12 protein-coding genes are annotated in these 13,444 nt (G+C 69.9%); 3 read left to right on the top strand and 9 right to left on the bottom strand.

The window, feature by feature from the left end:
- The 3 genes from ABZ906_RS26995 to glgB form a co-directional block, all read left to right on the top strand.
- Positions 1–1,128, top strand: a 1,128-nt coding sequence (locus ABZ906_RS26995) for an alpha-glucosidase C-terminal domain-containing protein (protein ID WP_361201277.1), incomplete at its 5' end; no start/stop codon positions are given.
- A 119-nt stretch (positions 1,129–1,247) separates the two neighbouring features.
- On the top strand, positions 1,248–2,660 hold the full coding sequence (locus ABZ906_RS26990; RefSeq protein WP_361386743.1) for a phosphotransferase: 1,413 nt from the start codon (positions 1,248–1,250) through the stop codon (positions 2,658–2,660).
- A 186-nt stretch (positions 2,661–2,846) separates the two neighbouring features.
- Entirely contained in the window at positions 2,847–5,009 is a 2,163-nt protein-coding gene (gene glgB, locus ABZ906_RS26985; RefSeq protein WP_361201285.1) for a 1,4-alpha-glucan branching enzyme, read from the top strand.
- Here glgB and ABZ906_RS26980 read toward each other — a convergent pair.
- The 9 genes from ABZ906_RS26980 to ABZ906_RS26940 form a co-directional block, all read right to left on the bottom strand.
- Positions 4,966–7,230 (bottom strand): helicase, encoded by a 2,265-nt coding sequence (locus tag ABZ906_RS26980; protein WP_361386740.1) that lies wholly within the window; start codon positions 7,228–7,230, stop codon positions 4,966–4,968. The genes glgB and ABZ906_RS26980 overlap by 44 nt on opposite strands.
- 181 nt (positions 7,231–7,411) lie before the next feature.
- Positions 7,412–7,750, bottom strand: coding sequence for a thioredoxin (trxA, locus tag ABZ906_RS26975; RefSeq protein WP_361386820.1), 339 nt, complete (start codon positions 7,748–7,750; stop codon positions 7,412–7,414).
- Positions 7,751–7,768: 18 nt separating this feature from the next.
- Positions 7,769–8,161, bottom strand: coding sequence for a MerR family transcriptional regulator (locus ABZ906_RS26970; RefSeq protein ID WP_361201272.1), 393 nt, complete (start codon positions 8,159–8,161; stop codon positions 7,769–7,771).
- A 51-nt stretch (positions 8,162–8,212) separates the two neighbouring features.
- Complete coding sequence (locus ABZ906_RS26965; RefSeq protein ID WP_361386737.1) at positions 8,213–9,160, bottom strand: NAD(P)-binding domain-containing protein; 948 nt, start codon at positions 9,158–9,160, stop codon at positions 8,213–8,215.
- A 100-nt stretch (positions 9,161–9,260) separates the two neighbouring features.
- A complete protein-coding gene (locus tag ABZ906_RS26960; RefSeq protein ID WP_361386734.1) occupies positions 9,261–9,866 on the bottom strand; it encodes a disulfide bond formation protein DsbA in 606 nt (201 codons plus the stop codon).
- Positions 9,867–9,891: 25 nt separating this feature from the next.
- On the bottom strand, positions 9,892–10,800 hold the full coding sequence (locus tag ABZ906_RS26955) for an SGNH/GDSL hydrolase family protein (protein WP_361386731.1): 909 nt from the start codon (positions 10,798–10,800) through the stop codon (positions 9,892–9,894).
- Between the two features lie 186 nt (positions 10,801–10,986).
- Positions 10,987–11,490, bottom strand: a complete 504-nt coding sequence (locus ABZ906_RS26950) for a hypothetical protein (RefSeq protein ID WP_361386728.1) — start codon at positions 11,488–11,490, stop codon at positions 10,987–10,989.
- The gene (locus tag ABZ906_RS26945) at positions 11,487–11,714 is read right to left on the bottom strand and encodes a hypothetical protein (RefSeq protein ID WP_361201262.1); all 228 of its coding nucleotides are present in this window, start codon (positions 11,712–11,714) and stop codon (positions 11,487–11,489) included. Before ABZ906_RS26945 ends, ABZ906_RS26950 begins: the two co-directional genes overlap by 4 nt.
- 180 nt (positions 11,715–11,894) lie before the next feature.
- The gene (locus tag ABZ906_RS26940) at positions 11,895–13,283 is read right to left on the bottom strand and encodes a cation:dicarboxylase symporter family transporter (RefSeq protein WP_361201281.1); all 1,389 of its coding nucleotides are present in this window, start codon (positions 13,281–13,283) and stop codon (positions 11,895–11,897) included.
- Between the last annotated feature and the right edge of the window lie 161 nt (positions 13,284–13,444).

Below are 13,444 nucleotides of genomic sequence, written 5' to 3'. Positions count from 1 at the left end.
GAAAACCCCGCCGTCCAGGAAGAAATCATCTCCGCCCTGCGCTTCTGGCTCGACCTGGGCATCGACGGCTTCCGCCTCGACGCCGTCCCCTACCTCTTCGCCGAAGAGGGCACCAACTGCGAGAACCTCCCCCGCTCCCACGGCCTCCTCAAGCGCGTCCGCGCGGAAATCGACGCCCACTACCCCGACACCGTCCTGCTCGCCGAGGCCAATCAGTGGCCCGAGGACGTCGTGGACTACTTCGGCGACTTCGCCGACGGCGGCGACGAATGCCATATGGCATTCCACTTCCCCGTCATGCCGCGCATCTTCATGGCCGTGCGCCGCGAATCGCGCTACCCCGTCTCGGAAATCCTGTCCAAGACCCCGGCCATTCCGGCCGGCTGCCAGTGGGGCATCTTCCTGCGCAACCACGACGAGCTGACCCTGGAAATGGTCACCGACGAAGAACGCGACTACATGTATGCGGAATACGCCAAAGACCCCCGCATGCGTGCCAACATCGGCATCCGCCGCCGCCTGGCCCCGCTCCTGGACAACGACCGCAACCAGATCGAACTCTTCACCGCCCTGCTGCTCTCCCTGCCCGGCAGCCCGATCCTCTACTACGGCGACGAGATCGGCATGGGCGACAACATCTGGCTCGGCGACCGCGACGCCGTACGCACCCCCATGCAGTGGACCCCCGACCGCAACGCCGGCTTCTCCTCCTGCGACCCCGGCCGCCTCTACCTGCCCACCATCATGGACCCGGTCTACGGCTACCAGGTCACCAACGTCGAAGCTTCCATGAGCTCGCCCTCCTCACTCTTGCACTGGACCCGCAGGATGATCGAGATCCGCAAACAGAACCCCGCCTTCGGCCTCGGTTCCTACACGGAGCTGCCGTCGTCGAATCCGGCCGTCATCGCGTTCTTACGCGAGTACAAGGACGACCTCGTCCTGTGCGTCCACAACTTCTCCCGCTTCGCCCAGCCCACCGAACTCGACCTGCAAACCTTCAACGGCCGCCATCCGGTCGAGCTGATCGGCGGAGTGCGCTTTCCCGCCATCGGTGAACTGCCCTATTTGCTCACCCTGGCCGGACATGGCTTCTACTGGTTCCGGCTGCGCAAGGATCCGGCGTAGGCTCCAGCCCTGCTACTCCCGCGCGGGGCGGGTTTCCACCGCCCCGCCCCGGGAACTCTCCCGCACAACCGGCACTCCCGCACTCACCCCTGTCCGCACCGCGGAAAGGACGCGACGCCATGTCGGAAGCCGTCACCCGCCCGGGCATCACCGCGGACGCGCTGCTCGCCTCGCTCGATCCGCTGCTGCGCGCGTGGCTGCCACGACAACGCTGGTTCGCGGGCAAGGGCCGCCCGATCAGCGACTTCCACCCGGTCTCCGTGACCGAACTGCTGCCCCCGACATCCGAGTTGGGGCTCCTGCACCTGCTCTTACAGGTCCGGCAGCCACAGGTACCGGGGCAGGGCGACGGCTCGCCCCCGCTGCCGCCCGACTGCTACCAACTCCTCGTCGGCGTACGGCGTGAGCTGCCGCCACGGCTCGCGCCCGCGCTGATCGGCCATGTCACGCAGGGCCCGCTCGCCGGGTTCACGGTCTACGAAGCGCTGCACGACACCCGCATGTCCGGGTTCCTGCTCGAGGCCCTGCGGATGCAGGCGCGCGTCGGCAGACTCCGCTTCGAACGGGACCCGCGCAAGGACATAGACGAGGGCCTCGCCCCGCGCATGCTGGGCACCGAACAGTCCAACTCCTCGCTCGTGTACGGGGACACGTTCATCCTGAAGCTGTTCCGCCGCATCGTGCCCGGGGTCAATCCCGACCTGGAGCTGCCCCTGATGCTGGCCCGCGAGCGCTGTGCGCAGGTACCGGCGCCCGCCGCCTGGTTCCTGGCGGACGTCGGGAGCGAGGTGAACGTCCTCGGCGTGCTCCAGCCCTACCTGAAGGGCACCGCGGACGGCTGGGCGCTGGCCCTGCGGGAGCTCGCGGCCGGCCGTGACTTCAGCGCCGAGGCGCGGGCCCTGGGCCGCGCGACGGCCGAGGTCCATCTGGCGCTCGCCCGCGCGCTGCCCACCGTCACCCTCGGCCGCGCCCAGCTGGAGCTGATCGCCGAGGGCATGGCGGAGCGCCTGGACGCGGCGGCCAGGGCGGTGCCCGCCCTCCAGCCGTACGCCCCCGCCCTGCGCACGACCTTCGAGGCGCTCGCCGACCTGGGCCGCGGCGAGGGGACCTGGACGGCGCAGCGCATCCACGGGGACCTGCATCTGGGGCAGTGCCTGCGCTCGCCCGCCGGGGAGTGGTCGCTCATCGACTTCGAGGGCGAGCCCTCGCGCCCGCTGTCCGAGCGCAGGATGCCGCAGCCGTCGGTGCGCGACGTGGCGGGCATGCTCCGTTCCTTCGACTACGCGGCCTGCTCGCACGAACCGTGGGCGCCGCAGTGGGCGGGCGACTGCCGGGCCGCGTACTGCACGGGATACGCGGAGGTCTCGGGCCGCGACCCGCGTACGGACCCGGTCCTGATGCGTGCCTACGAAACGGACAAAGCGGTCTACGAAGTCCTCTACGAGGCCCGGCACCGCCCCGACTGGCTCCCCGTACCCCTCTCGGCGATCAAGCGTCTCGCCACGAACGGCCCCGCCCCCGAACAGCCCTGATCCGCCCATCGCCCAGGAGGCTCCCCCGTGACCCCCCGCCCGCAGCCGCGCAAACCGTCCGACGACTCCGGCAAGAAGGGCAGGAGAAAGGCGGAGCCCGCGGGCCGGACGCCCGAACCGCCCCGGCAGAAGCAGCGCAAGACCAGCCGCCCCACCTCGCCCGTTCCCCGCGCCGACCGTGCCCGTCTGCTCGGCGGCACGCACCACGATCCGCACGGGGTGCTCGGCGCCCACGTCGTGCGCGACGGCATCGCCTTCCGCGCGCTGCGGCCGTACGCGCGCTCCGTGACCGTCGTCGCCAAGGATCTGCGGGCCGAGCTCCAGGACGACGGGGACGGGTTCTTCTCCGGGGTGGTCCCGCTGCGGGAGATCCCCGGCGACTACCGCCTGCATATCGCGTACGACGACGCCGAACTCGACATCCACGACGCGTACCGCTTCCTGCCCTCGCTCGGCGAGTTCGACCTGCATCTGATCGGCGAGGGCAGGCACGAGCAGCTGTGGCACGCGCTCGGATCGCGCCCGATGGTGCACGAGGGGGCGACCGGGACACGCTTCACGGTGTGGGCGCCCAACGCCCTCGGCGTGCGCGTGGTCGGCAACTTCAACTTCTGGGACGGCACCGCCTTCCCGATGCGCTCGCTCGGCGGCAGCGGCGTATGGGAGCTGTTCGTGCCGTCGGTCGGCGAGGGCGAGCTCTACAAGTACGAGATCACCCGGCCCGACGGCTCGAAGACGCTGCGCGCCGACCCCCTGGCCCGCCGCACGGAGACCCCGCCCGCGAACTCCTCGATCGTGCACGAGTCGCACCACGAGTGGCATGACGCCCAGTGGCTCGAACGCAGGGCGGAGGTGCCCGTCCATCAGGCGCCGTTCTCCGTGTACGAGATCCATCTGGCGTCCTGGCGGCCGGGCCTGACTTATCGCCAGCTGGCCGAGCAGTTGCCCGCGTACGTCGCCGACCTGGGGTTCACGCACGTCGAGCTGATGCCCGTGGCCGAGCATCCCTTCGGCGGTTCCTGGGGCTATCAGGTCACCGGTTTCTACGCGCCGACCGCCCGCCTGGGCACGCCCGACGACTTCAAGTTCCTCGTCGACGCGCTGCACAGAGCGGGCATCGGCGTCCTGATGGACTGGGTGCCCGCGCACTTCCCGCGCGACGACTGGGCGCTCGCCGAGTTCGACGGGCGCACGCTGTACGAGCACGAGGACCCCGGCCGGGCCGCGCATCCCGACTGGGGCACCCTGGAGTTCGACTACGGCCGCAAGGAGGTGCGCAACTTCCTTGTCGCCAACGCGAGTTATTGGTGCGAGGAGTTCCACATCGACGGCCTGCGCGTGGATGCCGTCGCCTCGATGCTCTACCTCGACTACTCGCGCGAGCACGGCGAATGGACCCCGAACGCGCACGGCGGCCGCGAGAACCTCGACGCCGTCAACTTCCTCCAGGAGATGAACGCCACCGTCTACCGCCGCGCCCCCGGCGTCGTCACCATCGCCGAGGAGTCCACGGCCTGGGACGGCGTGACCCGCGCGACGCACCACCAGGGCCCGGGCGGCTTCGGCGGGCTCGGCTTCGGCCTGAAGTGGAACATGGGGTGGATGCACGACTCGCTCGACTATGTGGCGAAGGAGCCGGTGCACCGCAAGTTCCACCACAACGAGATGACGTTCTCGATGGTGTACGCGTACAGCGAGAACTACGTCCTGCCGATCTCGCACGACGAGGTCGTGCACGGCAAGCGGTCCCTGGTGTCGAAGATGCCCGGCGACTGGTGGCAGCAGCGCGCCAACCACCGCGCCTACCTGGGCTTCATGTGGGCCCACCCGGGCAAGCAGCTCATCTTCATGGGCCAGGAGTTCGCCCAGGGCGCCGAGTGGGCGGAGGGGCACGGCCCGGACTGGTGGCTGCTCGACCCCGCGTACGGCGCCGAGGCCGACCACAGGGGCGTGCGCGACCTCGTGCGCGAACTCAACACCGTCTACCGCCGCGAACCCGCCCTGTGGCAGCGCGACACGGACCCCGGCGGCTTCGCCTGGGTCGACGGCGACGCGGCCGAGGACAACGTCTTCGCGTTCCTGCGCTACGGCGCCGACGAGACAGACGGCGCGCCGTTGCTCGCCGTCTCGAACTTCTCACCGGTGGTGCGGCACGAGTACCGCCTCGGCGTCCCCGGCGAGTTCACCGCCTGGCACGAGGTCCTGAACACGGACGAGGCCCGCTACGGCGGCGGCGACGTCACCAACCCGGACCCGGTCAAGACCGAGCCGGTGGCGTCGCACGGCCGCCCCGCGTCCCTGCGTCTCACCCTGCCGCCGCTGGCCACGGTGTGGCTGCGACCTGCTTGAGCGCCACCGGCAGCTCCCGCGTATGCAGGATGCCCAGGCGCTGCGTGGCCCGCGTGAGGGCCACGTACAGGTCGCTCGCGCCGTAGCCGCCGGGCTCGACGACCAGGACGGTGTCGAACTCCAGGCCCTTCGCCTGACGCGGGTCGATCAGGACGACCGCCCGCGTCAGGTCCAGGGCCTCCCCGGCCGTCACACCGGGGAGCTTTCCGGCGAGCTCCGCGTGCAGCTCGCGAGGGGCGATGACCGCGAGGCGGCCCTCGTCCCTGGTCTCGGCCGCCACCGCATCGGCGACGGCCGCGGCGAGGTCGTCCGTGCGGTGGGCCCACGGGAGTACCCCGGTGGACCGCACCGAACTCGGCGGTTCGAAGCCGGGGTACTCGACGCGGGGCACCTCGGCGGCCACGTCCATGATCTCCACCGGCGTGCGGTAGTTGACGCCGAGCCGGGTGTACTCCCAGCGGTCCTCGACGTACGGGGCGAGGATCGACTCCCAGGAGCCGCAGCCACCGGCCTCCGCCGTCTGCGCGGGGTCGCCGACCAGGGTCATCGAGCGGGTCGGGCAGCGCCGCATGAGCAGCCGCCAGGCCATGGCGGAGAGCTCCTGCGCCTCGTCCACGATGATGTGCCCGAAGGCCCAGGTCCGGTCCGCCGCCGCGCGCTCGGCGGCGCTGCGGTGATCCTCTTCCTCCTGGCGCTCGGCCATGCGCTCGGCGTCGATGATGTCGTGCGCGAGCAGGACCTCGGACTCCTCATCGTCCTTGTCCTCGAACTCGTACGTCCGCGAGGCGTACGACACGTCGAGCACGCCCTGCGCGTAGGCGATCTGCTTGGCCCGTTCGGCCTCCGCCATCGCCCGCGCCGCGCTGTCGTCGTTGCCGAGCAGTTCGGCGGCCTCGTCGAGCAGCGGTACGTCGGCGGCCGTCCAGGCGGTACCGCGCGGACGCCGGATCGTCCGGGCGTCCTCGTCCGCGAGGTGCGTCGGCTCCTCCAGGAAGTCCGTGAGGAAGCGCTCCGGGGTGAGCTGCGGCCACAGCTCCTCGATGGCCGCGTGCACCTCGGGGCTCGCGGCGATCGCCTTGCCGAGCTGGGCGATGTCGTCGGGGCCGAGGAAGTTCGGGCCGCCGTACGGGTCCGCGCCGAGGCGTTCGGCGATCTGCTCGGTGAGCATGTCGATCACGCGGAAGGCGAAGTGCGGCCGGCCGAGGTTGTGCGGGACGTCCGCCTCACGCGCCGCCTCGCGTGCCTCTTGGGCGATCGTCCAGTCGAGGATCAGGTCGCCGTCGTCGTGCTCGATGATCAGCGGGGCGCCGGGCTCGGGGGTCTGCTGCCGGTCGCGCACGGCGGCGGCGAGCACGTCCGCCATTTCCGCGCGGCCCTTCACCTCGGCGGCTTCGGGGGTGTCGGTGCCGGTCGCGGTCACGCCGGGGAACAGCTCGCCGACCGTCGAGAGGAGCACGCCGGTCTCGCCGAGCGCGGGCAGGACCTCGCTGATGTAGCCGAGGAAGGCGGGGTTCGGGCCGACGATGAGGACCGCGCGCTTGGCGAGCAGCTGGCGGTGGGCGTAGAGGAGGAACGCGGCGCGGTGCAGCGCCACGACCGTCTTGCCGGTGCCGGGGCCGCCCTCGACGACCAGGACACCGTGGTGCGGGGCCCGGATGATGCGGTCCTGCTCGGCCTGGATGGTCTGCACGATGTCGTGCATGCGCCCGGTGCGGGCCGAGTCGAGCGCGGCGAGCAGCACCTCGTCGGCGTCCGCGCCCTCGTGGCCGGTGCGGGTGGTGTCGCTGAGATCGAGGAGTTCGTCGTGCAGGGCCGTGACGTCGCGGCCCTCCGTGGTGATGTGTCTGCGCCTGCGCAGCCCCATCGGCGTATGTCCGGTCGCGAGATAGAAGGGGCGCGCGACTTCGGCACGCCAATCGATCACGAGTGGGGTGCGTTCGATGTCGGACGCGCGGATTCCGATGCGCCCGATGTGGTGATCACGGCCGTCGCGGAATTCGAGCCTCCCGAAGCAGAGGCCGTTCTCTCCCGCGTTGAAGGCGGCCAGCAGTCCGGACCGCTCGGCCACCAGGACGTCACGCTCAAGCCTGGCCTGCAGACCGTTGCCGACCTGCGACAACGACGCCTGCACGGCGGCTTGTGCCTCCTCGCGCAGCGCGTCGAGGCGCGCGTACAGCCCGGAGACGAATTGCTGCTCTTCCCGCAATTCCTCGGTTGACAATTCAGCCCCTCGCCAGTTACAGTGCTCTTATACAGATTCTCGCGATTCCGGTCTGCCCAAATGCGCAGGGGGTCGCGAAAGGATCCAATATACGCGAAGAAATGCCCCGAACGTCAATTCGTCCGGGGCATTTCTCTTTCTGCGTGCGTCTTCCGTACGTTCTGCCTGCGCCTTCCGTACGTCAGAGCACCTCGGCCTCGGCGAGATCGGCGAGGAGCCTGCGCTTGGGCCGGGCGCCCACCATGGACTTCACCGGCTCACCGCCCCGGAACACCAGCAGGGACGGCACGGAGAGGATGTTGTACGCGATCGCGGTCTGCGGGCTGTGGTCCACGTCGACCTGCACGATCTTCAGCCGGTCCGCCTCCTCGCGCGAGATCTCACCGAGCACCGGCGCGAGCTGCCGGCACGGCCCGCACCACTCGGCGCCGAACTCCACGAGCACCGGCAGTTCCGCCTTGAGCACCTCTCCCTCGAAGTCCGCGTCCGTCACCTCGGCCACGCCGTCCGCCTTGACCATCCCCATGTCTGCTCCTTCTCAGCCCGTCAGCTCGCACTGCGGGTCCGGTCCCCCCGGAACCGCCGCCTCGGCGCGCACCAACTGCGCGCCCACCTGTTCCCGTACCGCACTCAACTCGGCGATCAGCGAGTCGAGTTCAGCGAGCTTGCGGCGGTACACGTCGAGGGACGCGGGACAGGAGTCGCCCGCCGGATGCCCCGAACGCAGGCACTCCACGAACGGCCGCGTCTCCTCCAGGTCGAACCCGAAGTCCTGAAGGGTTCTGATCTGCTCCAGGAGACGTACGTCGTCCTCGTCATAGGTGCGATATCCGTTGCCGCTGCGCCGAGCGGGCAGCAGCCCCCGTGACTCGTAGTACCGAAGCGTCCGCGTGGTGGTGCCGGCCCGCTCCGCAAGTTCGCCGATGCGCATGTCCACGACGGTAATCCTTGACGCAGGCGTCAAGGCCAGTGCGCCGGTTCGCTAGTGCGCCGGTTCGGGCGCGCGGACGGCCTCGATGACGGCCGTCCAGCCGTCCGCGCCGTGCCCCTTGGCGATGGCCCGGTCCAGGACGGCCTTGATGCCGTTCAGGGACTGCACGTCCAGACCGCGGTGCGCGGAGGCGTGGATGATGTGGTCGACGTTGGCGGCCTCGGTGACCAGGGGAGCCTGGTCGCCCGGGTACGCGCCGGAGTCGACCTCGACCGCCGTCGACTCGACGGCCTCCGGGAAGATCGAGAGCAGTGCGCTCAGGTAGGGGGCGAGGTCTGCCCCCTTCACGCCGTCCGCACCGGCCAGCGCGAACGCGTGCACGAGACCGGACATGCTGGTCCAGAAGAAGTCGAGCAGGGCGTTGTCGTAGACGGCGGCGAGGCCGTGATCCTCGCCGAGGTGCACGTTGTTGCCGCCCAGCGCCTTGAGCGTGCCCTCGTGCTTCTCGTACACGGACTTGGGGCCGCTGTGGAAGAGCAGCGCGTCGGCGGTGCCGATCACGGTCACCGGCACCAGGATCGCGCCGTCCAGATAGTCGATCCCCTGCCCGGCGGCCCAGGCGGCGGCCTCGCGCGAGCGTTCCGGGGTGTCCGAGGTGAGGTTGACCAGGACGCGGCCCGAGAGGTCCGCGGCGATCGGGCCGAGCACGGCCTGCGACACGTCGTAGTCGTAGAGGCAGACGACCACCAGGTCCGAGGCGCGGACCGCGTCGGCGGCGGTGACCGCGCGCGTGGCGCCCCTGCTCACCAGGTCGTCGCCCTTGCCCGGCGTGCGGTTCCAGACGGTGGTGCGGTGACCGGCCTCGAGGAAGGCGCCGGCGAGGGCCTGCCCCATGGCGCCGAGGCCGAGAACGGTGACGGTGGCAGTGGCATGGGCATGGGCATGGGCATTGGCGTTGGCATCGGAGGCGGAAGGGTTGTTGTGGCTCTGGTTCGTCATGACGACCATGCTTGGCGGGCGCCCGCTTCCTCACAAGTACCGACTAATTAGTCAGGTACTTACGAAAAGGTAAGCATGCGCGGGGAGTTGAGAGGCTCGCTCAGCCGAAATCCAGCTCGCCGTACGGCCGCTTGAGCTCGTAGAAGTCCGGTGTGCCCGCCATCAGGACCACCCCGTCCCACAGCCGTCCCGCCGCCTCTCCCTTCGGCGCGGGCGAGACGACCGGACCGAAGAGCGCGCCCGTTCCCCGCACGGACAGCACCGGCGTGCCGACCTCGGGGCCGACCAGCGCGAGACCCTGCTGGTGAGAGGCGCGTACGGCAGCGTCGTACTCCTCCGTCCAGGCCGCCGACGCGAGCTCTACGGGCAGTCCGGCGTCGGCGAGCGCCGGCTCGATGCCGTCCCACTCCCCGCGCTCGTGCAGTCGTACGCCCAGCGCGTCGAGGTAGGCCCCCAGTGCGTCGCTGCCGTGCCGCGCGTCCACGGCGGCGCAGACCCGGCCCGGCCCCCGCATGTAGTCGCCCCACTCCCCCTCGGGATCCTCGGGGTCGACGTCGAGGCCTTCGTTCAGCACCGACAGGCTCATCACACGCCAGCGCACGGTGACGTCCCGCACCCGCTCGACCTCGCGGATCCACCGCGAGGTGAGCCAGGTGTACGGGCACACGGGGTCGAACCAGAAATCGGCGATCTGCGGGGCGCTCACTCAACTACCGTACGAGAGAGGCGAGTCAGCCCAGCTTGAGCACGCCGAGCGCCTGGTCGGCCATCCCGGACTCGCCGAGGGCGTTCGGGTGGACCGGCACGAAGTTCGTGCCGAACAGGACGGGCTCGATCCAGCGGGTGCCCTTCGGCTTGCAGGCGTCGTGCCCTTCCGACGCGGCGGCCAGGTCGACGAACGTGGCGCCCGTCTCGGAGGCGGCACGCTGCACGGCCGAGTTCAAGTGGGCCTGGAGATCCCGCAGGTAGGGGACGTCTCCGGTGGCGATCGGCATCTTGGCGAAGCACGTGGGGTCGGCCTTGGCCGGGACGATCCAGGGGTAGCCGAGGATGCCGATGCGGGCGTTCGGGGCCTTGGCCTTGATGTCCCGCAGGGCCTTCTTCAGCGCGGGATACGTGCTGTCGTCGATCTCCTTGGTGAACTTGTCGCCGTTGGCGTCCTTGCAGGGGCTGCCCTTGCCGCCGGAGAGCACGCCCGCGCTGCCGCAGGCAAGGATCGCGCCGATGAACGTGTTGTTGTCGTTGCCGCCGATGGTCAGCGTCACGACGTCGGTGTCGGCTTTGACGGCGTCGAGCTGCGGGGCGACACCGGGGTACTGCGAGGCCGCGAAGTCCTTGGTCTGGGCTCCGCCGCAGGTCACGTCGGTGAGCTTGGCGCCGGTGCGGTCGGCCACGACATGCGGGTAGTTGGCCGTCGAGCGCGCGCAGAGGAGCGGCGCGGTCGCGTCGAGGGGCAGGACGCCGGATCCGGCGCTGTAGCTGTCGCCGAGGGCCACGTAGTCGAGCGGTTCGCTGCTGCCGGTGGTCGCCCCGGCCGGTGCGGCCAGACCGAGAGTGGCGGTTCCGAGGGCGGCGAGAGCGGCCGCGAGACGGACGGCGCGGGAGCGGGTGCGGGCGCGTGCGCGTGCGCGGATCACCATCTGGAGTCTCCTTTGAATCCGATGGGGGGTCAGTTCCGGAGAGGAGCGATCAAGCCGCGGGCGCCAACAGCCTTGCTGCGTGGGGGATTTGGGCAGGCTTCAGCGGCTTTCGACGGTTCTTGGTGGTACAACGCTGAAGTTACTGGCAAGTTTGAAAAACAGTCAACAGTTTGCGCACGGGCCCACCTAGTTGGCGGAATGCTCCGCGAACGCACGCCGCACACGCGTGCAGAATTCCTCCACCTCACCCGGCTCGGGTTCCGCGCCCGCGGCGAACATCGCGGCCTGGAGGGCGGGTCCGTACGCATCGCCGTGGCGGTCGATGTCGGACGTACGGGCGGGCTGCACCACGAAGTGGATGTGGCCGGGGACGCGCCCGGCGTGGGACCAGAGGCAGACGTAGACCTGCTCGCACTCCTCGCCGACCGCCGCGCGCAGGGCGGAGGTCACCCGGGTCAGGAGCGGCCCGAGCCCGGCGCTCTCCCCCGCGTTCATCTCGTGCACGCCGGTGATGTGACGCAGCGGCTTGACGATGAGCGTGCCGGCGCCGAGCGGGCCCACGCAGTGCTCGACGGTCCAGTGCGGGGTGCGCAGGAGCGTGCCGCCGGGCAGCGGGGCGGTGCCGTCAGCGAGGCGGCAGGCGGTGCAGTTGCTCCTGGCCGCCGGCTCCTCCGGTTCTCCCGGCCTCACTTGTCCGTCCGGTACAGGCGGATGTCGCGGTTCACGAAGAGGTGGACGTAGCCGCAGCGCCAGCAGATGAGCCCGGTCGCCGACTCGTTCGCCCAGGCGAGGTTCATGAGCTCCATGCCGGAACTGTTGAGCTTGACCTCCCGGTCGCGGAACAGATCCCCCTTGCAGACCTGACAGTTGATCCACATCTCTCCGATGGCGGCTCGCCTCGGCTTGTTGCCCATGAGCTCCCGGCCCCTTCCCCGAATTCCCCGGATTCCCCGGATTCCCCGATGTCCGTGTCCCCGTCATCCAACTGACTCCGAGGTTATCCGGCACGGAAAAAGCGGGCGGGCCCGCCGCGGTCACGTTCGCACCGCGGCGGGCCCGCCCGCCTCGCACGCCACCGATCCGGTGGCCGACGGCTAGGCCGTCAGGGACTTCTTCTCGCTGTTGTCCGGCTGCGTCGGGACGCCGTCCGCGGCGTCCGGGTCCACCGGCCCGGACTCGGACGCGCCCTCGTCGAGCAGCGTCTTCTCGTCGAACGGCAGCCGTCCCGCAAGGACGTCGTCGACCCGCTGCCGGTCGACCTCCTTGGTCCACGTACCGATCAGGAGCGTCGCCACCGCGTTGCCGGCGAAGTTGGTCAGGGCGCGGGCCTCGCTCATGAAGCGGTCGACGCCGATGATCAGGCCGACGCCGTCCACCAGGGCCGGCTTGTGCGACTGGAGGCCACTGGCGAGGACCGCGATGCCGGAGCCGGAGACACCCGCCGCGCCCTTGGACGCGATCATCATGAACAGGAGCAGGGAGATCTGCTCACCGACGCCGAGCGGCTGGTCCATCGCCTCGGCGATGAAGAGCGACGACATGGTCAGGTAGATCATCGTGCCGTCGAGGTTGAAGGAGTAGCCCGTCGGGACGGTGATGCCGACGACCGGGCGGCTGACGCCCAGGTGCTCCATCTTCGCGATGAGCCGCGGCAGGGCGGACTCGGACGAGGACGTGGACAGGATGAGCAGGAACTCGCGGCCCAGGTACTTCAGGAGCTTGAAGAGGTTGACGCCGGTCACCAGGCGAAGCAGCGTGCCGAGCACGATCAGGATGAACAGCGCACAGGTGACGTAGAACCCGACCATGATCGTGGCGAGGGCCTTCAGGGCGTCGGTGCCGGTCTCGCCGACCACCGCCGCCATCGCGCCGAACGCGCCGATCGGGGCGGCCCACATGATCATGCCGAGCACGCGGAAGACCAGGCGCTGGATGTGCCCGATGCCGCGCAGGATCGGCTCTCCGGAGCGGCCCATGGCCTGCAGGGCGAAGCCCACGAGGAGCGCGACGAGCAGCGTCTGGAGGACCTCGCCCTCGGTGAAGGCGGAGACGATCGTCTTCGGGATGATGCCGAGCGCGAAGTCGACGAGACCCTTGTTCGCCTCTTCGGCCGCGTCGTGCCCCGCGCCCTTCTCGGAGTCGGAGATGTCCATGCCCGAACCCGGGTGCAGGATGTTGCCGACGATCAGGCCGATGGCGAGCGCGACGACCGACATCGCGACGAAGTAGCCGAGCGCGAGCCCGCCCACCTTGCCGACCTTGGCGGCCTTGCGGACCGAGCCGACGCCCAGGACGATCGTGCAGAAGATGATGGGCGAGATCATCATCTTGATCAGGTTCACGAAGCCGGTGCCGAGCGGCTTGAGCTCCGTGGCGAAGTCGGGGAAGAGCAGTCCGACACCGATACCAAAAACGACGGCGATGATGACTGCGATGTACAGGTAGTGGGTGCGGTCCCGTTTGGCAGCGGGCGCCGGTGCCACCTGGCTGTCGGTGGTGTCGGCCACGAGGGCCCTCCTTGAACGACTACGTCGGCGTTTCGGCCAGTGCGTGCGGCTCACGTCCTGGGCAGGCGGATCTCGGGTGACTATCTCTCGCCCTGTGAGGGCGGTCACCCTTACGTTCATTTAGTTCGCACTTAAAC

Origin of the sequence: Streptomyces sp. NPDC046925 (genome assembly GCF_040644915.1) — a bacterium.
GTDB lineage: Bacteria > Actinomycetota > Actinomycetes > Streptomycetales > Streptomycetaceae > Streptomyces.
The sequence above is the reverse complement of the archived record's forward strand: the minus strand, read 5'-3'. Positions and strand labels throughout refer to the sequence as shown.